General features: G+C 62.7%; 17 protein-coding genes. 10 read left to right on the top strand and 7 right to left on the bottom strand.

Translation table 11 applies throughout. From position 1 onward, the window contains the following. Window positions 1-7: 7 nt before the first annotated feature. The 5 genes from ACCO56_RS11495 (at window position 8) to rarD (ending at window position 4,559) form a co-directional block, all read left to right on the top strand. Entirely contained in the window at window positions 8-499 is a 492-nt protein-coding gene (locus tag ACCO56_RS11495) for a GFA family protein (protein ID WP_433640899.1), read from the top strand. Then, window positions 496-978, top strand: a complete 483-nt coding sequence (locus ACCO56_RS11490) for a GFA family protein (RefSeq protein WP_433640675.1) — start codon at window positions 496-498, stop codon at window positions 976-978. The genes ACCO56_RS11495 and ACCO56_RS11490 overlap by 4 nt, the downstream gene beginning before the upstream one ends. After that, window positions 975-1,958: a prolyl aminopeptidase gene (pip, locus tag ACCO56_RS11485; RefSeq protein WP_433640673.1), complete on the top strand. Its 984-nt coding sequence runs from the start codon at window positions 975-977 to the stop codon at window positions 1,956-1,958. The genes ACCO56_RS11490 and pip overlap by 4 nt, the downstream gene beginning before the upstream one ends. Further along, entirely contained in the window at window positions 1,955-3,571 is a 1,617-nt protein-coding gene (cimA, locus tag ACCO56_RS11480) for a citramalate synthase (protein WP_433640671.1), read from the top strand. Before pip ends, cimA begins: the two co-directional genes overlap by 4 nt. 82 nt (window positions 3,572-3,653) lie before the next feature. Continuing rightward, window positions 3,654-4,559, top strand: a complete 906-nt coding sequence (rarD, locus tag ACCO56_RS11475) for an EamA family transporter RarD (protein WP_433640669.1) — start codon at window positions 3,654-3,656, stop codon at window positions 4,557-4,559. Window positions 4,560-4,577: 18 nt separating this feature from the next. Here the strand turns inward: rarD and ACCO56_RS11470 are convergent, their stop codons facing one another. Further along, window positions 4,578-5,189, bottom strand: coding sequence for a TIGR00730 family Rossman fold protein (locus ACCO56_RS11470; RefSeq protein ID WP_433640667.1), 612 nt, complete (start codon window positions 5,187-5,189; stop codon window positions 4,578-4,580). A 144-nt stretch (window positions 5,190-5,333) separates the two neighbouring features. Between ACCO56_RS11470 and ACCO56_RS11465 the strand changes: the two genes are divergently transcribed. The 5 genes from ACCO56_RS11465 (at window position 5,334) to pssA (ending at window position 10,938) form a co-directional block, all read left to right on the top strand. After that, window positions 5,334-6,707: an Ig-like domain-containing protein gene (locus ACCO56_RS11465; RefSeq protein WP_433640666.1), complete on the top strand. Its 1,374-nt coding sequence runs from the start codon at window positions 5,334-5,336 to the stop codon at window positions 6,705-6,707. A gap of 41 nt (window positions 6,708-6,748) precedes the next feature. Beyond that, window positions 6,749-7,117, top strand: coding sequence for an ArsR/SmtB family transcription factor (locus ACCO56_RS11460; protein ID WP_433640664.1), 369 nt, complete (start codon window positions 6,749-6,751; stop codon window positions 7,115-7,117). Window positions 7,118-7,124: 7 nt separating this feature from the next. Further along, window positions 7,125-9,005, top strand: coding sequence for an ABCB family ABC transporter ATP-binding protein/permease (locus ACCO56_RS11455; RefSeq protein WP_433640662.1), 1,881 nt, complete (start codon window positions 7,125-7,127; stop codon window positions 9,003-9,005). 296 nt (window positions 9,006-9,301) lie between these two features. Next, complete coding sequence (locus ACCO56_RS11450) at window positions 9,302-10,000, top strand: phosphatidylserine decarboxylase (RefSeq protein WP_433640661.1); 699 nt, start codon at window positions 9,302-9,304, stop codon at window positions 9,998-10,000. Window positions 10,001-10,110: 110 nt separating this feature from the next. Then, window positions 10,111-10,938: a CDP-diacylglycerol--serine O-phosphatidyltransferase gene (gene pssA, locus ACCO56_RS11445; RefSeq protein WP_433640659.1), complete on the top strand. Its 828-nt coding sequence runs from the start codon at window positions 10,111-10,113 to the stop codon at window positions 10,936-10,938. Here pssA and ACCO56_RS11440 read toward each other — a convergent pair. The 6 genes from ACCO56_RS11440 to ACCO56_RS11415 all read right to left on the bottom strand — a co-directional run bounded on the left by ACCO56_RS11440 (window position 10,935) and on the right by ACCO56_RS11415 (window position 18,337). Continuing rightward, on the bottom strand, window positions 10,935-13,163 hold the full coding sequence (locus tag ACCO56_RS11440; RefSeq protein WP_433640658.1) for an AMP-binding protein: 2,229 nt from the start codon (window positions 13,161-13,163) through the stop codon (window positions 10,935-10,937). The genes pssA and ACCO56_RS11440 overlap by 4 nt on opposite strands. A gap of 372 nt (window positions 13,164-13,535) precedes the next feature. Continuing rightward, complete coding sequence (locus ACCO56_RS11435) at window positions 13,536-14,438, bottom strand: DMT family transporter (RefSeq protein WP_433640656.1); 903 nt, start codon at window positions 14,436-14,438, stop codon at window positions 13,536-13,538. A gap of 88 nt (window positions 14,439-14,526) precedes the next feature. Next, entirely contained in the window at window positions 14,527-15,147 is a 621-nt protein-coding gene (locus tag ACCO56_RS11430) for a hypothetical protein (RefSeq protein WP_433640654.1), read from the bottom strand. A gap of 207 nt (window positions 15,148-15,354) precedes the next feature. After that, window positions 15,355-16,101 carry an SDR family NAD(P)-dependent oxidoreductase gene (locus ACCO56_RS11425; RefSeq protein ID WP_433640652.1) on the bottom strand — a complete coding sequence of 249 codons (747 nt, stop codon included), beginning with the start codon at window positions 16,099-16,101 and terminating at the stop codon, window positions 15,355-15,357. Between the two features lie 84 nt (window positions 16,102-16,185). Beyond that, window positions 16,186-17,658 (bottom strand): amidophosphoribosyltransferase, encoded by a 1,473-nt coding sequence (purF, locus tag ACCO56_RS11420; protein ID WP_433640650.1) that lies wholly within the window; start codon window positions 17,656-17,658, stop codon window positions 16,186-16,188. A 76-nt stretch (window positions 17,659-17,734) separates the two neighbouring features. Further along, window positions 17,735-18,337 (bottom strand): CvpA family protein, encoded by a 603-nt coding sequence (locus ACCO56_RS11415; protein ID WP_433640649.1) that lies wholly within the window; start codon window positions 18,335-18,337, stop codon window positions 17,735-17,737. Between the last annotated feature and the right edge of the window lie 20 nt (window positions 18,338-18,357).

Raw genomic sequence — 18,357 nt, 5'->3', positions numbered from 1 at the left:
GGCAATGATGAGTCTCGACAACAGGCCTGTCTATTCCGGTGGCTGCCAATGCGGTTGCGTGCGCTTCCATGTCGAAGGCGCGCTAGGGGACGCCTCCGTCTGCCATTGCCGTATGTGCCAGAAGGCGAGCGGCAGTTTCTATCTGCCGCTCGTTTCCGTTCGCGGCGCGAAGCTCACCTGGACACGAGGCACGCCCAGGAAATTCCAATCCTCCAACTTTGCGTTCCGCGGTTTCTGCGGGGATTGTGGCACGCCGCTCTTCTATGAAGCGCCCGATGGCATCGCGCTGGCCATCGCGACCTTCGATCATCCAGAGGAGATAGCGCCCACCATCCAGTGGGGCATCGAGGCCAAGCTTCCCTATGTGGATCAAGTGCCCGGCCTGCCGGGCGAGGAAACGATGGCCGACGCGGCGGAGGCTCCATTCCTCGCCGAACTCGTTTCCTACCAGCACCCCGACTACGACACCGAAACCTGGCCTCCGAAGGAAAGATCATGAGCGAGCCCCAGACAGTGAGGACCGGCGGCTGCCAGTGCGGCGCAGTCCGTTTCCGCATTCATGGCGCCCTCGGTCGGCCTTCCATTTGCCATTGCCGCATGTGCCAGAAGCAGTTCGGCTCGTTCTTCTCGGCCCTGGTCACGGTTCCCCCTGAGGGTGTCGAATGGATCCGCGAGGCGCCCAGCTACTTCCAGTCCTCCGTGAATATCGACCGCGGCTTCTGCAAGGAATGCGGCACGCCCTTGACCTATCGCCATCCCGGCGGGCTGGAGATTGCCATCGGCGCCTTCGACGATCGTTCCGACCTCGCGCCGCAGATCCAGGTGAATCATGCTGCGCGTCTGCCCTGGGTCGACAAGATCTTCGACGCGCCGGTCCACGAGGATCCCGACTACTACGGGAGGCAGGAAGAGATCATCTCTTTCCAGCATCCCGATCACGAGACGACCAACTGGCCGGCACAAGGCTTGAAACTATGACTGACGTTTTGCGCACCCTCTATCCCGAGATAGAACCCTTCGACAGCGGCATGCTCGATGTGGGAGAGGGGCATCGCATCTATTGGGAGCGTGTCGGCACCAGGGGCGCCAAGCCTGCCGTCTTCCTGCATGGCGGGCCGGGTGGGGGCATCTCGCCGAAGCACCGGCGGCTCTTCGATCCGAGCCTTTACGACGTCATTTTGTTCGATCAGCGCGGCTGTGGACGCTCGACGCCGCATGCGGAGTTGGAAGCCAACACGACCTGGCACCTCGTCGCCGACATCGAACGGCTGCGCGAAATGGCCGGGCTCGACAAATGGCTGGTGTTCGGCGGCTCCTGGGGCTCGACGCTCGCGCTCGCCTATGCCGAGCAGCATCCGCAATCCGTCAGTGAACTTGTGCTGCGTGGCATCTATACGCTCACCAGGGCCGAGCTTGCCTGGTACTATCAGTTCGGCGTCTCGGAGATGTTCCCGGACAAATGGGAGCGTTTCGTCGCGCCGATCCCCGAGGCCGAGCGTGGCGACCTGATCGCGGCTTACCACAAGCGTCTCACCGGTGCCGACCGCAAAGCCCGGGTCGAGGCCGCGCGCGCCTGGAGCCTCTGGGAAGGCGAGACGATAACGTTGCTGCCGGAGCCGGAGACCAGCGACAAATTCGGAGAGGACGATTTCGCCATCGCCTTCGCGCGCATCGAGAACCACTTCTTCGTCAATGCAGGCTGGCTGGAGGAGGGACAGTTACTTCGGGACGCGCATCGGCTGCGCGATATTCCAGGCGTCATCGTGCATGGCCGCTACGACATGCCGTGTCCGGTCCGCTTTGCATGGGCGCTGCACAAGGCCTGGCCCGAGGCCGAGTTCCATCTGATCGAAGGCGCCGGCCATGCCTATTCCGAGCCGGGGATACTGGATCGGCTGATCCGGGCGACGGACAAGTTCGCCGGCAAGGCGGAACCGACTGTTTCGGTGTCGCGATGAGCAAGCAACGTCTTTATCTCTTCGACACCACCTTGAGGGATGGGCAACAGACTCCGGGCATCGATTTCTCGGTGGAGGACAAGATCGCCGTTGCCGGCATGCTGGATGCGTTCGGTATCGACTATGTCGAGGGCGGCTACCCCGGCGCGAACCCCACGGACACGGCCTTCTTCGCCGAAAGACGCACCGAACGGGCCCGTTTCGTCGCCTTCGGCATGACCAAGCGTGCCGGGATATCCGCCTCCAACGATCCGGGGCTCGCTGTCCTGGTTCAGGCGAAGTCCGACGCAATCTGCTTCGTCGCCAAGAGCTGGGACTATCATGTTCGCGTGGCGCTGGGCTGCACGGAGCAGGAGAATCTCGACGCTATCCGGGCTTCGGTCGAAGCGGCGCGTTCCGCCGGCAAGGAAGCGATGGTGGACTGCGAACATTTCTTCGACGGCTTCAAGGCCAACCCTGCCTACGCGCTGGCCTGCGCAAGGACGGCTTACGATGCCGGCGCGCGGTGGGTGGTGCTGTGCGACACCAATGGCGGCACCTTGCCGTCCGAGGTGCATTCCATCGTCGGGGAGGTGATCGCGTCCGGCGTATCCGGCGAGAATCTCGGCATTCACGCGCATGACGACACCGGCCAGGCCGTGGCCAACTCTCTGGCCGCTGTGGAAGCCGGCGCGCGTCAGATCCAGGGAACGCTGAACGGTATCGGTGAACGTTGCGGCAACGCCAACCTCGTCTCGATCATTCCGACGCTCGTCTTGAAGCCGGCTTTCGCCGAACGTTTCGAGACCGGTATCTCGCCAGAGGCGTTGGCAGGAATTTCGCGCCTGTCGCGCGCCTTCGACGAATTGCTGAACCGCGCGCCGGAACACCAGGCCCCCTATGTCGGGGCGTCGGCCTTTGCCACCAAGGCCGGCATTCACGCTTCGGCGATCGCCAAGGAGCCCCAGACCTACGAGCACGTGCCGCCGGAATCGGTCGGCAACCGTCGCAAGGTGATGGTGTCCGACCAGGGCGGCAAGGCGAATTTCGTTGCCGAGCTCAAGCGCCGCGGCATCACGGTGCCGAAGGACGACCGGCGGCTCGATGCGCTCATCGCGCTGGTCAAGGAACGTGAGGCCGAAGGCTACGCCTATGAAGGGGCGGATGCGAGCTTCGAACTGCTTGCCCGCCGGATGCTGCACATCGTTCCGGAGTTCTTCCATGTCAGCTCTTTCCGCTGCATGATCGAACGGCGCTTCGACGCCAACGGCAATCTGAAGACGGTGTCGGAAGCGATCGTGAAGGTATCGATCGACGGCGAGGAAAGGATGTCCGTGGCGGAAGGCCATGGTCCCGTCAATGCCCTCGACATCGCGCTGCGCAAGGATCTCGGCAAGTACCAGGGCGAGATAGGCGATCTCACGCTGGTCGACTACAAGGTGCGCATCCTCAATGGCGGCACCGAAGCGATCACGCGGGTGCTGATCGAATCGCATGACTCAACTGGCGCCCGCTGGTGGACGGTCGGCGTATCCGACAACATCATCGATGCTTCCTTCCAGGCACTGATGGATTCGATCGTCTACAAGCTGATGAAGAACCGCGAGCTGGCCGGGCTGGTGGCTGCCGAATAGGCAATGATCCATCAGGCAAATTGCGATGAGCCATCAGAAGTTTTGGATAGCGCTTTGAAAGAGGCGGGGCCATAGACCCTTCATGACTATTCAGACTTCATCGGACAACGCTGAAAGGGCAGCCACGCGCGGTTTCCTGTTTGCTCTTGGCGCCTATACGCTCTGGGGCGTGCTGCCGATCTTCATGAAGATGGTCGACCATATTCCCGCTGTGGAAGTGGTTGCCCATCGTATCGTCTGGTCGGTGCCGCTCGCCGGGCTTGCGCTTCTTCTCCTCGGCAGGACGGCAGACGTCAAGGTGGCGATCAGGTCGCCGCGCGCCTTGCTGATGGCTGCGGTGACAGCGTCGATCATCACGCTCAACTGGGGCATCTATGTCTGGGCGATCGCTGTCGATCGGGCAGTGGAAACGGCACTCGGTTACTACATCAATCCACTGATGAGCGTGGTCATGGGATCGGCGTTGCTTGGCGAAAAGCTGAACAAGTTGCAGATCCTTGCAGTCGGACTGGCAACGTTGGCCGTGGTGATCCTGACGATCTATGCGGGAGGCCTGCCATGGGTTTCGCTAGCCCTGGCGCTGACCTTCGCCGTCTATGGTTACCTGCGCAAGACGCTACCCATCGGCCCGAGCCAGGGCTTTTTCCTCGAGGTGCTGATTCTGTGCCTGCCGGCGCTCGCCTATATCCTGTGGCTGCAAGGGCGCGGTGAAGGGCATTTCAACGTGTCTTCACCCGATGACGTCACGTTGCTTCTGCTCTGCGGCCCGGTCACGGCGATCCCGTTGCTGCTTTATGCTTTCGGCGCCAAGCTGCTGCGTCTTTCGACGTTGGGCCTGATGCAATATATCGGCCCGTCGATCGTGCTGTTGATCGCGGTCTTCGTCTTCGGCGAACCGTTCGGCGGAGTGCGGGCTGTGGCTTTCGGGCTGATCTGGGCGGCGCTGGCGATCTATACTTGGTCGATCTTTCGCGGCCGCTCCGCCTGAGGCGGATCGCCCAGCCCGCTACATCTTGTCGATGACCGAGCTTACTCCGCTGGATGGGACACCGTCAGCCACGGCCTCCGCCAGTATGGCCGCGATCACCGCATCCGGGTCGTCGACGACGATCGGCTGGACGAGGTGGCTGCTATGGACGAAACCCTCCGTGCGCATGTGGTCCAGCAGCGCCAGCATCGGGTTCCAGAACCCGCGCACATTGACGAAGACGATAGGCTTGCGGTGGCGCCCGAGCTGCGCCCAGGTCATGATCTCGACGATCTCCTCGACTGTGCCGATGCCGCCGGGCAGCGCCACAAAGGCGTCGGATTTCTCGAACATTGTATGTTTGCGCTCGTGCATGTTCTCGGTGATCACGAGTTCGTCGAGGCGGGAAAGAGCAGCTTCAGTCGCTTCCTTGCTGATGAGGAAGCGGGGAATGATACCGGTGACCTTGCCGCCGGCTCTGATCACTCCGTCAGCGACGGCGCCCATTATGCCCTTCGTGCCGCCGCCATAGACGAGGCGCAGGCCCGCTGCGGCGATGGCCCGACCGAGTGCCTGGCCCGAGCGGACATATGCATCGTCCTGGCCAGGCGAGGAGCCGCAATAGACGCAGACGGAACGGATCGTGTTCATGAGTTCTTCGGACCCTCGCCACGGGATTGGACAATTCCATCTGAGTTCATCTTGGGACGGGGTCAAGGGCTCGGCGGCTTTTCTTGTCGGTTTTCGGAAAAGACTGTAGAGCAAGGTGAGGTGGCTAATGGGGCTTAGGACGGAATGGTCGTAAATCCATGGAAGGCGTTTCTCTTTCTCGCCGGCGGCACGGTCGCGGCGGGTGGGACCGCCTATGTGTCCGGGGCCCTTGACCCTTATCTTTACACCCGATCGGGGCAATTGGTGGCGGTGCCCCAGCCGGATGCAGCGACGACGGCTGGACGCCTGTCCGCTCCCGAGCAGCCGGCCACGCCTGCAAAGCCGTCAGACAAGCAGACGCCGCCAGCCAGCGGGCCTGTCGTCCCCGCCTTCGACGTGGTGAGGGTCGAGCCCGATGGTTCGGTGGTCGTTGCGGGCAAGGCCGACCCAGAGGCGTCAGTCGAGATGCTCGTCGGCGAACAAGTCGTCGGCACGGCCAAGGCTGATGCGAGCGGTGATTTCGCGATCGTTCTCGACAAGCCGCTGAAACCGGGCGACTACCAGTTCACCTTGCGCTCCACTGCCCCCGGCGCGTCGCCCCTGGCATCGGCTGAAACGGCGATTGTATCCGTTCCTGAAACGTCTAGCGGCCAGGTGCTTGCAATGGTCGAGACGCCCGGCAGGGCGTCGGAGGTGGTTACCGCTCCGAATCCTGCGCCTCAGGCGACGGCGCCCCTCAAGCAAATTGAACCTTCGAGGCCGGAGGAGCCTGCGAAGTCCAGCCAAAGCGCGCCGACGTCCGAGCCGCCGGCTCAGCAGCAAGCTGCTGCAGCACCTTCCGATGCGACAGCAGCGGCTAAGCCGGAAAAGGCTGTGGCGCCTGCCGTCGCGGTGCAGGCGGTGGAGATCGAAGGAAAGAAGATATTCGTGGCTGGCAGGGCCGAGCCTGGGCGGAGCGTACGGGTCTACGCCAACGAGATGCTGTTGGGCGAAGCCAAGGCTGCACCCAACGGGCGTTTCCTCGTGGAGGCCGAGCGGGAACTGCCGGTCGGCAACTATATGATACGAGCCGACGTCTTGGGCGACGACGGACTCCAAGTCATGGCGCGCGCTGCAGTGCCGTTCGAGCGCGAGCCGGGTGAGACGATTGCGGCCGTCGCGCCAACGGACGAGCCAGCTCAAGCGGCGCCACCGGTTCACGATCCCAATGCAACGCTGAAGGCAGTGCAACCGGCTCGGGAGGCGATTGTTTCTCCGGAGGCGACTGCACCAAAGCTTGAAGCTGTTGCAAGCGCAGTCATTATCCGGCGGGGCGACTCGCTGTGGCGCATTTCGCGTCGGGTCTATGGACGGGGCATCCGCTACTCCACGATCTACCTCGCCAACCAGGACCAGATTGCGAATCCTGATCGGATCTGGCCCGGCCAGGTTTTCTCTGTCCCCGAGCGTACAAAAGAGGGCGAAACTGCCGACATGAAGGCCATGGGCGAGCAGATGACCGCCAAACCCTCCCAATAGCGATTGCAATTCCGCCGTTCATCTTATATCGGCGATGGACGATGGAGTTGTCAGGCAGCGCATTTTTCGAGCACGACCCAGCAGAGCCGGCGGATAGCCTCGCTGCCAAGCTCGCGGCGCTCGCGCATCCGGCGCGCATCGCCATCCTTCGCCATCTGTCGTCGCAGGGTTGTTGTTGCTGCAAGGATGTCGTCGACACCCTCGATCTTGCCCAGTCGACTGTTTCGCAACATTTGAAAGTGCTGGTCTCTGCGGGGCTGGTGCGTTACGCACCGGAGCGACAACGCTCGCTTTATGCCGTGGATCGCGATGCTGCGGCGAGGCTGTTCCAGGCCGTCTCAACGCTCCTTGAGACCTGCTGCGTGGCGCCGTCGGGTTGCAGTGTTCCGGAAAACCATAAGAAGAAGTGACAGCGACGTGGCCAAGACTGTTTCTGCCGAATCCGGCTCGACGCTGAGGACCATCGCCAATCTCTGGCCCTATATGTGGCCGGCAGATCGCGCCGACCTGAAGGCACGCGTGGTGTGGGCGACGGTGTTCTTGGTCGCGGCGAAGCTCGTCCTCGTGACGGTGCCCTACTTCTTCAAATGGGCGACCGACGGCTTGGCCAATGACGCCAAAAGCCTGCCCGCGCTCCCGGCTGTCCTGCTCGCGCCTGTGATGCTCGTCGTGGCCTACAATGGCGTGCGTATCGTCCAGCTGGGCCTCAATCAGCTCCGCGATGCGCTTTTTGCCCGGGTCGGCCAGCACGCAGTCCGGCAACTTGCTTATCGGACCTTCGTGCATATGCACGACCTGTCGCTGCGCTTTCACCTGGAAAGGCGAACCGGGGGCCTTTCGCGCATCATCGAGCGCGGTACCAAGGGCATTGATTCGATCGTCCGTTTCACGATGCTGAACACGGCGCCGACCGTGCTCGAATTCGCCCTTACCGCCGTCATATTCGCGGTTGCCTATGGCTGGCTCTATGTCGCGGTAATTGCGGCCACTGTCTGGCTCTATACATGGTTCACTGTCCGGGCCAGCGATTGGCGCATCGCGATCCGGCGCGAGATGAACGATTCCGACACCGACGCCAACACCAAGGCGATCGATTCGCTTCTCAACTTCGAGACCGTCAAATATTTCAACAATGAACGTATGGAGGCTGAGCGCTTCGATCGTTCGATGGCGCGTTACGAGATTGCCGCCACGAAGACATGGACGTCGCTCGGCTGGCTGAACTTCGGCCAGGGCCTTATTTTCGGCATCGGCATGACGATCATCATGGTGATGTCGGCGCTGGAAGTACGGGCCGGTACCCAGACGGTGGGCGACTTCGTCTTCGTCAACGCCATGCTGATGCAGCTTTCCATTCCGCTGAACTTCATCGGCATGATCTATCGCGAGATCCGCCAGGCTCTAACCGACATCGAGAACATGTTCGACCTGCTCGACGTGCCGCAGGAGGTGACCGACCGCGCGGATGCCAAACCGCTGGTCGTCAGCGAGGGCAAGGTGGAGTTCCGCGATGTTTATTTCGCCTACGATCGGGCGCGCCCGATCCTCAAGGGAGTCTCCTTCACGGTACCGGCCGGCAAGACCGTCGCCGTGGTCGGGCCGTCCGGGGCAGGCAAGTCGACGATTTCGCGCCTTCTCTACCGTTTCTACGACATCCAGAAGGGTTCCATCCTCATCGACGGGCAGGATGTCCGGGACGTCACCCAGGCAAGCCTGCGCTCCGTGATCGGCATGGTCCCTCAGGATACCGTCCTGTTCAACGATACCATTGCCTACAACATCCGCTATGGAAGGCCGGATGCGGGCGAGGAAGAGGTTTCTAAAGCCGCCGAACTGGCGCAGATATCCGGCTTCATCGAGCGTCTTCCCGACGGCTACAAATCGATGGTCGGCGAGCGGGGGCTGAAGCTCTCGGGCGGCGAGAAACAGCGCGTCGCCATCGCGCGCACCATCCTGAAGGCGCCACCGATCCTGATGCTCGACGAGGCGACTTCGGCGCTCGACACGCACACGGAACAGGAGATCCAGGCGGCTCTCGATCTCGTCAGCCGCGGGCGGACGACGATCGTGATCGCACACCGTCTCTCGACGGTGATCGGCGCCGACGAGATCATCGTCTTGCAGGACGGAACCATCGCCGAACGCGGCACGCACCAGAGCCTGCTGCGCGCCCGAGGCCTCTATGCGGCCATGTGGGACCGCCAGCGCGAGGCGACGGAAGCCGAGGAGCGGTTGCGGATCGCCCGCGAGGCGGACGAATTAGGGGTCGTGGTGCGGCGCCGGACCGCCGAGGTTTGAAAGATTGGCGGTTGGAGCGCGCGACTGCGCGCCGCGCCTGGCAGAGCGCCGCGTGTCCATTCGGACGCGCAAGAACGCTCTGCCGCTTTGAGTGAACGCATCGTGCTTTCCGAACTTTTGGTTCGGGCCGATGCGTGGTGCGAAGCCAAGCGGCCCGGATGGCCATGTCGGCGCCTGAGGCACTCTGGATGTTTCAGCATCCAGGGTCGTTGGTATGAGCAGGACACTGTGCCATCCTGCGTTGCGGCATTGGGCCATATCGGTTAATCAGGCGCGAATTCCTCACGGAGCCGGTCATGAGCATTGCCGATACGATCCGCAAGACATTTGTGCCGATCCACCGCGAGGGCTACCCGTTCATCGCCGCCTTCGCCGCGGCTACGCTGGTGCTGGCGCTGCTTTCCTATACGCTCTTCTGGATCGGATTGATCCTGACTGCCTGGTGTGCGTATTTTTTCCGTGATCCGCAGCGCGTCACTCCGGTCGACGATCGCCTCGTCATCAGCCCTGCCGATGGCGTGGTCTCGGCCGTCGGGCCGGCCGTTCCGCCGCGCGAACTCGGTCTGGGCGGAAGCGAGATGACTCGCATTTCCGTCTTCATGGACGTGTTTTCCTGCCATGTTAACCGCGCTCCCGTGCGTGGGCGCGTGATCAGGGTCGAACATCGGCCGGGCAAGTTCCTCAATGCGGATCTCGACAAGGCGAGCACCGAGAACGAGCGCAACGGCGTCGTCATCGACAGCCCGAACGGAACAGTCGCCGCCGTCCAGATCGCCGGACTCGTGGCGCGACGAATCGTGTGCTGGACGGAAGCCGGGGGAAATGTCGGCGTTGGCGAACGCTTCGGCCTCATCCGCTTCGGCTCGCGCGTCGACGTTTTCCTGCCGCCCAATGCGGCGCCGCGCGTCGCAGTCGGCCAGACGGCCGTGGCTGGTGAGACGGTCATCGCAGAGTTCGGCGGGGATGTCGCCGCACCCCTCGTCACGGTTTCATAGAGCTGGATGCGCTCAGGTAGAACGGTCCCTCCGGCTCTAGTATTTGTTCAGCCGCGTTTGTGCAGCGCCAAGTGATTCCACTTGGCTGCAAAAATGCTCTAGGAGAGTTCATGGCGCGTCCGCCCTTCAAACCATTCCAGCCGCATGGACAGGGCGGGCCGCGTATTCATGAGATACCACTCAGGCTGATCATTCCCAACCTGATCACGGTGCTTGCGATCTGCGCGGGCCTATCAGGCATTCGGATGGCCTTCGAAGGCCGCTTCCAGACGGCGGTGGTGCTTGTCCTCATCGCGGCTCTGCTCGACGGCATCGATGGGCGCATCGCCCGTGCGTTGAAGGCGTCGTCCAAATTCGGCGCGGAGATGGATTCGCTCGCCGACATCGTCAATTTCGGGGTGGCGCCCGCGCTTGTCCTTTACGCTTATCTGCTCGATGTGGCGGGATCCCCGGGCTGGATAGCGGCACTGCTCTTCGCCATTGCTTGCGGCTTGAGGCTTGCCCGCTTCAACGTCCTGCTCGGAGACGAGGAGCGGCCGGCCTGGCAGGCCGATTACTTCGTGGGCGTTCCGGCGCCGGCCGGGGCGGCGCTCGTGATGCTGCCCGCCTATCTCGGCTTCCTCGGCGTCGAGAGCAGCCGTATTTTCGCCTTTGCCAGTTCGGCCTACACGATCCTGATAGCCATCCTGCTGATCAGCCGGGTGCCCGTCTTTTCCGGCAAGAAATTCGGCGTGCGCGTGCGTCGCGATCTGGTGTTGCCGCTGATCCTGGGCGTCGTGGCTTATGTGCTGCTGCTTGCGGCCTATCCCTGGTACACCTTGACTGCCTCGGTCCTGGCTTATCTGGTCTTCCTGCCCCTGAGTGCGGCGGCCTATGCGAGGACGGCACGAAAGGAGGCCGAGCATTCGGCCGCGGCTGTCGTTCCGCCTGAGGTCTAGGCCGCGGCGTTCAGGCCCAGGCGTTCAAGGGCTAGCCGGCGAACTGCCGCATAGTCGGTCTTGCCCGTACCGAGCATCGGTATCGCGTCGACTTTTATGATGTCCTGCGGGATGAGCAGGGCATCGGCGCCGACCTCCTTGCCATATTGGCGAAGCGTGCTGGCTTCGGCCGCCTCGGCGGTCGTCACGAGCACGACGCGTTCGCCGCGCCGCTGGTCGGGCACGGCAACCACGGCATGCATGTCTTCCGGCCAAAGCGCCTGAACAAGCATTTCGATCGCGCCGAGAGACACCATCTCTCCAGCTATCTTCGCGAAGCGTTTGACCCGGCCCTTGATCGTCATGAAGCCTTCGCGGTCGATCGTAACGATATCGCCCGTATCATGACTGGCGTCGGCGGAGGATTGCAATTCGCCGGGGCGCTCCGCTGTCATGTAGCCCATCATCACGTTAGGTCCGGAAACCCATAGGCGTCCGCCATCGCCGATGCCTTCGACCGACTCCAGGCGCATGCGCATGCCAGGCAAGAGCCGCCCCACCGTGCCGTCGCGATTGTGCAGGATGGAGTTCACGGCGACGACCGGGGCCGCTTCGGTAAGGCCGTATCCCTCGATGATCTCCGCTCCGAACCTTTCACGCCAGATGCGGCGGGTTTCCCCTCTTACAGGTTCGCCGCCGGCGACGACCAGACGCAGGCTGGAGAAGTCGCTGTCCGACGCGGTCCGTGCGTAGCCTGTCAGGAAGGTGTCGGTGCCGAAGAGGATCGTGGGCTTCACCCGGGCAGCGACGCCTGGGATGAGCTTATAGTGAAGCGGGGAGGGATAGAGAAACAGGCGCACGCCTGTCAGCATGGGTAACAGGGTGCCGCCGGTGAGCCCGAAGGAATGGAACGCCGGAAGCACGTTGAGCAGCGTATCCAGCGGTGAGATCGCGATCCGCGCCTCCGCCTGCATGGCATTGGCCAACAGGTTGCGATGTGACAGCACCACCGCCTTGGGAGAGCCTTCGGTGCCGGACGTGAACAGGATGATCGCTGGCTTTTCCGCGTCCTGGCGGGCCAACGGCAGGCGCCAGAACAACGTTGCTGCCATCTTCTCGATGATTGTCGCGCCGGCGCTGATGTCTTCCAGCCAGATGAACTTGGCGCCGCCTTGCTCGGCCGCAAGGACGATGTCGGCGAGACCGGCCTTTTGGACGAAGGCGCGGGACGAGACGATCGTTCTGACGACGGCGGTGCGTACCGCCGATGTTACGCTGGCTGGACCGGCCGTATAATTGATAAGGGCCGCGACGCGGCCGGCCGAGAACAGACCGACAAGTGAAACGACGAGTGCATTGGCGTTCGGCAGCATGAGGCCGACCGCTTCCCCTGGGGCGGTCGTAGAGGCAAAGCGGTTGCCGAGCAGGCGAGCCTCGACGAACAGTCGGCGCCAGTCAAGACGGCCACTGGCGACATCTTCCAGCGGGCTTCGGTGGATGCCGAAGCGGAAGGCGGCCTCGCGCAAAGCAAGGAACAGGCTGCGCGATCGATCGACGCCTGCCAAGCGTGCCTCGGCGACCCGATCGAACAACGTGTTCGACAGGGTCGATTGCGGGGTTCCGCGCCGCTCTGCCAATTCGGAAAGCGTCGCCGGCTCCAGAACGCCCACCCGGAGGGTCGGGAACCATCGGCGGGGCGCCCGCTCGGCTGTCGCCAGGGAGAAGGGGAGATGGCGGGCACCGCCGATAAAGATAGGTACGATGCTGGCTTCGGCTTTTGACGCGATCCGGGCAACGGCCCTGTAGAGGCGGAACGTCTTTGTGTCCGGCTCGACCGCGTCGGGAAAATAAACCGCCAGCCGCCCCTTGCCGCGCAGATGGCGAACGAGCCGGCGGCTGACGAAAACGTGCTCGGCGTTGAAAGCGATGGTGCGCGCAAGCTCGCGCCACGGCTCGAGCCAAGCCGCCGACGCCGAGTCGGGGTCGAGTATGTGGAGCGTGTCCTGCGGGAGCAGGGCCAGCATCATCGCCGGATCTATGCGGGACTGATGGACGACAGCATAGATCACCGGCGGTTCGGCTTGCCGGGCGACGAGGACCCGGCGATCGGCGATCGGATAGAGGAACTTGAATGGAACATAGAAGAACGCTTGCCGGAAGCTGATGCCGAGCCGCATCACTTCGATCGCCGCGATCGCCAGATAGGCAGCCACGAGGCCGAGGAGCAAAGTAACGGTCAGGATCATTCCGAACCTCCCAGCCTCTCGCCGCGGCTCTCAATCCGACCGCTTCCTCGAAAAGGGTAGCCGAAGCAGCGGGAAGGTCAATGCGGCTCTACAAGCTCCTATCTCCAGAGCTGCCGCGCCAGAGTTTCGGATGATCCGTCAAGAAGCCCCTCTCCGGGACCCCAGAATTTCGTCGTAACGATAAAGCAGCGCGGAATCCGCGTATAGACCCTCGCCAATGTGTTGTTCCTCATCATGGCACCGAAAGAAAAGCCGGCCCTGCTGGGCCGGCCGAAGTATAGGGACGGGCCTGAGGGGGTAAGGGGGGGTGGGGGACAGCCCGTCCAGCCACACAAACGTGAGAAGCGTAAAAAGGTTCCCAGGACGGTCGAACTATTTTTTAAGCGGCAGATCTCGCCTGCGGAAATGCTCGCCGGCGATGATCAAAAAGCCCGCACCCATGATCAGCGCGGCGCCAACAAAGACCTCACGGCGTGGGACGTCGGCCCAGATCAGATAGCCCAGCAGGAACGCCCAGATCAGCGACGTGTATTCGAAGGGCGCAACGACCGATGCTTCCGCCCGCTTCATTCCTTCGAACAACGTGAATTGGGCCAGGCCGGCGATGATCCCTGCGCCGAACAGCAGCAATGTCTCGTTCCAAGACGGCGTCTGCCACAGATAAAAAAGCGGCAGCCCCGCCGTGACGAGGAAAAAGATGTTGTTCAGGATCATCTGGATGATGGTCTTCTCGCGAAGCGCGATCTTGCGCAGAAGCACTATGGCAAGGCCCCAAAGGAAGGCCGCGAGAAGCACGAGCAGCACCGGCGCGGAGAAGCCGAGCGTCGCGGGGTTGCAAGCAAGATAGACGCCAACAAAGCCGATGAGCACGGCCGCCCATCGCGGCAACGGCACCTGCTCCTTCAACAGAACGACCGACAGCACGGTGACGATCACCGGCGCGGCGTAGTAGATCGTGGTGAGTTCGGCGAGCTGCAGGTCGCGCGCGGCTGTATAGTAGCATAGCCAGGCGCCGAGGATCAGGAAGGATCGCAAGAACATAGACTTGATGATCGGCGAGCGAAAGGCTTCCGCATAGACATCTCGTCCGCCGAAAACCACGCAGCCGATCAGGATCGTGATGCTGCGGAAGAACAGGACCTGCCATACGGGAATGGCCGCAACCAGAAGCTTCACGGCCGCGTCGTGCACAGTAAACATGAAGTAGGAAATGCTTGTCAGCAGGATGCCCGCGTAGACGTGGCTCCGGGACGCCGGGAGAGACAGGGCGGACATGGGGTGGGATTCCTGGCTGCGAACCCTTCTATGGCGCGCCGATCGCCCGGCGCGCTATACCCAAATCCGGGAGAATATTGGCTCAGCCTCAGTTCGCGGCGAAGCAGTAGAGCAGGCCGTCGCCGCCGGTGCCGCGCAGGGCTTCCTGACCGCAACCACGCGATGGATGCGACGAGTTCCACGACTTGGCAGCCGCCGAATCGTCGAGGCCCATTCGGTCGTGGTGACCGACCATCGCCGCGCCTTCCCCGTCGCTTGCCCAGTTATTGCAGGTCTGATCCGCCGCCGTTCCGTCCGGAAGCGAGCCGGTCAGGATGTCGTGGCGATTCGGTTGATCCCCCCGACCCTGGACGACATTGCCTTTTTCATCGAGCGCTGTCTGCTTGGTAATCCCATTCTGATCCGAATGGAGCGCGGCGACATCATCGGCGATTTTTTCGCCTTTGGCGTTGTGCCATGGACCTGAACCGATCCGGTCGCGCGCGTTGGTGTTGTCTGTCGACAGGTAGGCACGCCAGGTCTTGCCCGAAACGCCCGCGGCCTCGGCCAGCGATTGGCAATGCGCGTCCGCGCCCTCCAACCCACCCAGATCGGCGCCCTTGCCCGGGCCCTGACTGGTCACGAAAAAGCTCATGGACGCATCCTGTGCGGCAGAGGTTCCTGCCATGCCCAGGAGCGCGTATGACGCCAAAAGAATGGTGCGCTTCATCTAGGTCCTCCGCAATGTCCCGCCTTCTACAAAGGCTAGAGCGAGGCAGAGTCCCGGCCAAATCACGACTGCGTGCGGCGCAGCGATTGGCCACTGTCACGCGGTGACAGGAAGGGCATGGCAAGAGGCTCGTTGAATATTACTTTTTTGAGCCTGCAGCGCGGAGCTCATCGTGGACTGCGCAGCGAGGGGTGAACCTGGCGATGGCTATTCCGGGATCCGATAAGTCGTGAAACGTTCCTGCCTGGCATTGTAGATCAGGCCGGTCTCCGTCAATGAAGGGCTTGCGAGCCCGACGATCCGCGCCGCGATTTCCGAGGGATGCGGCAAGCTGGCGGGGTTTTCGCCTGGGACGGCCTGCGCCCGCATGGCCGTGCGTGTCGGACCGGGGTCGACCGCATTGATACGCAGCGGCGAGTTCCTGGTCTCGTCGGCCCAGGAACGGGCAAGCGCCTCGACGGCAGCCTTCGAGGCGGCGTAAGGGGCCCAGAAGGCGCGCGCCGAATGGGCGGCAGCCGAAGACATGATGATAGCCCGGCCGGCATCGGACAGGCGCAGCAGCGGATCGACGGACCGGATCAGCCGCCACGTGGCCGTGACGTTGATCGCCATCACCTTGTCGAACACCTTGGCTTCCACATGACCGATCGGCGATATCACTCCAAGGATGGCCGCGTTCGCCACCATCACGTCAAGCTTGCCCCAGCGATCGTTGATGGCGCCGCCGAGGCGGTCGATCCCGGCCATGTCCGTGAGGTCGAGCGGCACCAGCGTCGCCTGGCCGCCGGCGGCCTTGATTTCATCGTCCAGCTCTTCCAATCCACCAACAGTTCGGGCCACGGCCACGACATGTGCTCCGGCGGCGGCAAGCTCCTTGGCGAGGAAATAGCCGATCCCGCGCGAGGCGCCTGTGACAAGCGCTATACGCCCGGTGAGATCGAGGGAGTTGGTCATTTCCGAAGCGTCCTAATCGGTTGCACCCTGTCCTCTACCGGACAAGGCAGGAGCAGCGCCTGAGCCTGGCATGAAGAGTTGCCGTTAGCCGCTATTGGCCAACAGCGACAGAGTCCGCACATTGTCGGAACCTTCGGTGTCGGTCAGTTGCGTGGGATATTCGGTGGTGAAGCAGGCGTCGCAGAATTGCGGGTCGCCGTTTTCGCGAGCGGCTTCGCCGACAGCGCGATAGAGGCCGTCGATCGATAGGAAACCGAGTGAATCCACGCGGATGAAATCCGCCATTTCGGCGATCGACATGCGCGAAGCCAGCAGCTTCGCCTTCTCGGGCGTGTCGACCCCATAGAAACAGGACGAGCGCGTCGGAGGCGATGCGATGCGCATATGCACTTCCCTGGCGCCGGCGTCGCGAACCATCTGCACGATCTTCTGACTGGTCGTACCGCGCACAATGGAATCGTCGACCAGCACCACGCGCTTGCCTTCGATCATGCGGCGGTTGGCGTTGTGCTTCAGCTTCACGCCCATATGGCGGATGGAGTCGCCAGGCTGGATGAAGGTGCGGCCCACATAGTGATTGCGGATGATGCCGAGCTCGAAGGGGATTCCGGCTTGCTGCGAGAAACCGATTGCCGCGGGCGTTCCCGAATCCGGAACCGGCACGACGACATCGGCCTCGACCGGGCTCTCTATGGCGAGCTCGGCACCGATGCGTTTGCGGACATCGTAGACGTTTCGGCCTTCGACGGTGGAATCCGGGCGCGCGAAATAGACATACTCGAAGATGCAGAAGCGCGGCTTCTGAACCTCGAAGGGGAATACGCTCTCGATGCCCTTGGAGGTTACTATGACCATCTCGCCCGGCTTGATATCGCGCACGAAGCGGGCGCCGATGATGTCCAGCGCGCAGGTTTCCGACGCCAGGATCCATGATCCGTCGAGATCGCCAAGCACCAGGGGCCGTATGCCGAGCGGATCCCGGCAGCCGATCATCTTCTTCGATGTCAGCGCAACCAGCGAAAAGGCGCCTTCGAGCTGGCGGATCGCCTCGATGAAGCGCGAATTGATGTCACGCTCCTTGCTGGTGGCGACCAGGTGCAGGATCGTCTCCGTGTCCGAAGTCGAGGAGAAGATCGCGCCTTGTTTCTGCAGCATGCGCTGCACGGTGAGGGCATTGGTGATGTTGCCGTTATGGGCGATGGCCAGACCGCCTTCGGAGAGTTCGGCAAAGAAGGGCTGGACGTTGCGCAAGCCCGCTCCGCCGGTGGTGGCATAACGCGTATGGCCGATCGCGCGGTTGCCCGGCAGCCGATCGATGACGGACTGTTTGGTAAAGGTGTCCCCGATCAACCCGACATGTCGCTCGACGTGGAACTGATTGCCGTCATACGACACGATACCCGCGGCTTCCTGGCCTCGATGCTGAAGGGCGTGAAGCCCGAGCGTGACGATGGCGGCCGCGTCCTGGCGACCATAGATGCCGAACACGCCGCACTCGTCGTGGAAGTGATCGTCGGCTTCGGCGGGAAATGTCTTGTCTGCGGTGGCGTCCGGCATGGGGACTCGCTGCCTCTCATCCTGTTACCGCTATATAGGGCCTGGAATCCGGCCCACCAAGCAGATCGGTCTCCGATCAGTTGCCGGTACCTTCGGCGGGAGGCGACTCCGCGTCGCCTGTCGTCGGAGCTGTTTCGCTACCCGCCTCGGGAGCAGGCTCGCTCGCGCCCGGTGGCGAAAGCTTCTTCAATATCGAATTTTCCGGATCGTCGGGAAGCATGGCTTCCAGCCGCGTACCGATGTCTTCCAGCAGGGGCCGCGACTTCGCCTGGCTGATCCAGGCCGGCGGATTGGAGCTGACCAGCCAGTTGAAGAACATCATTCCGACGGCCACGACAAGGATCCCGCGCGCCGCGCCGTAGAGGAAGCCGAGCGTGCGGTCGAGCGCGCCGACACGTGAATCTATGATGAAGTCAGCGATCTTCATCGTGATGACGGTGACCACGATAAGGGCGATCACGAAGACGATGCCCGCCGCCGCTGCCATTGCCAACTGCGGGTGGTCTATGTAGGGCTGCACATAAGGCAGAACTTGCGGGAAGAAGAAGTAGGCCGCCGCCGCTGCGGCGATCCAGGAGGCGATGGAAAGGACCTCGCGGGAGAAGCCGCGCACCATGGCGAGCATTGCCGAAACCAGTGTGAAGCCGACGAGAATTCCGTCAAGCAGCGTAATCGGCATGTCGTTCCCACTCCATGATG

The sequence above is a fragment of the Mesorhizobium sp. 1B3 genome (genome assembly GCF_050958605.1).
GTDB lineage: Bacteria > Pseudomonadota > Alphaproteobacteria > Rhizobiales > Rhizobiaceae.
Note: the sequence above shows the minus strand (reverse complement) of the source record. Positions and strands in the feature narration are given on the sequence as shown.

Coding starts and splice junctions, on each gene's coding strand:
- cimA (WP_433640671.1), top strand. CDS start 1,955: ATGAGCAAGCAACGTCTTTATCTCTTCGACACCACCTTGAGGGATGGG.
- ACCO56_RS11495 (WP_433640899.1), top strand. CDS start 8: ATGAGTCTCGACAACAGGCCTGTCTATTCCGGTGGCTGCCAATGCGGT.
- ACCO56_RS11415 (WP_433640649.1), bottom strand. CDS start 18,337: ATGCCGATTACGCTGCTTGACGGAATTCTCGTCGGCTTCACACTGGTT.
- ACCO56_RS11430 (WP_433640654.1), bottom strand. CDS start 15,147: ATGAAGCGCACCATTCTTTTGGCGTCATACGCGCTCCTGGGCATGGCA.
- ACCO56_RS11465 (WP_433640666.1), top strand. CDS start 5,334: ATGGTCGTAAATCCATGGAAGGCGTTTCTCTTTCTCGCCGGCGGCACG.
- pip (WP_433640673.1), top strand. CDS start 975: ATGACTGACGTTTTGCGCACCCTCTATCCCGAGATAGAACCCTTCGAC.
- ACCO56_RS11425 (WP_433640652.1), bottom strand. CDS start 16,101: ATGACCAACTCCCTCGATCTCACCGGGCGTATAGCGCTTGTCACAGGC.
- ACCO56_RS11490 (WP_433640675.1), top strand. CDS start 496: ATGAGCGAGCCCCAGACAGTGAGGACCGGCGGCTGCCAGTGCGGCGCA.
- ACCO56_RS11460 (WP_433640664.1), top strand. CDS start 6,749: ATGGAGTTGTCAGGCAGCGCATTTTTCGAGCACGACCCAGCAGAGCCG.
- ACCO56_RS11470 (WP_433640667.1), bottom strand. CDS start 5,189: ATGAACACGATCCGTTCCGTCTGCGTCTATTGCGGCTCCTCGCCTGGC.
- purF (WP_433640650.1), bottom strand. CDS start 17,658: ATGCCGGACGCCACCGCAGACAAGACATTTCCCGCCGAAGCCGACGAT.
- pssA (WP_433640659.1), top strand. CDS start 10,111: ATGGCGCGTCCGCCCTTCAAACCATTCCAGCCGCATGGACAGGGCGGG.
- rarD (WP_433640669.1), top strand. CDS start 3,654: ATGACTATTCAGACTTCATCGGACAACGCTGAAAGGGCAGCCACGCGC.
- ACCO56_RS11450 (WP_433640661.1), top strand. CDS start 9,302: ATGAGCATTGCCGATACGATCCGCAAGACATTTGTGCCGATCCACCGC.
- ACCO56_RS11435 (WP_433640656.1), bottom strand. CDS start 14,438: ATGTCCGCCCTGTCTCTCCCGGCGTCCCGGAGCCACGTCTACGCGGGC.
- ACCO56_RS11440 (WP_433640658.1), bottom strand. CDS start 13,163: ATGATCCTGACCGTTACTTTGCTCCTCGGCCTCGTGGCTGCCTATCTG.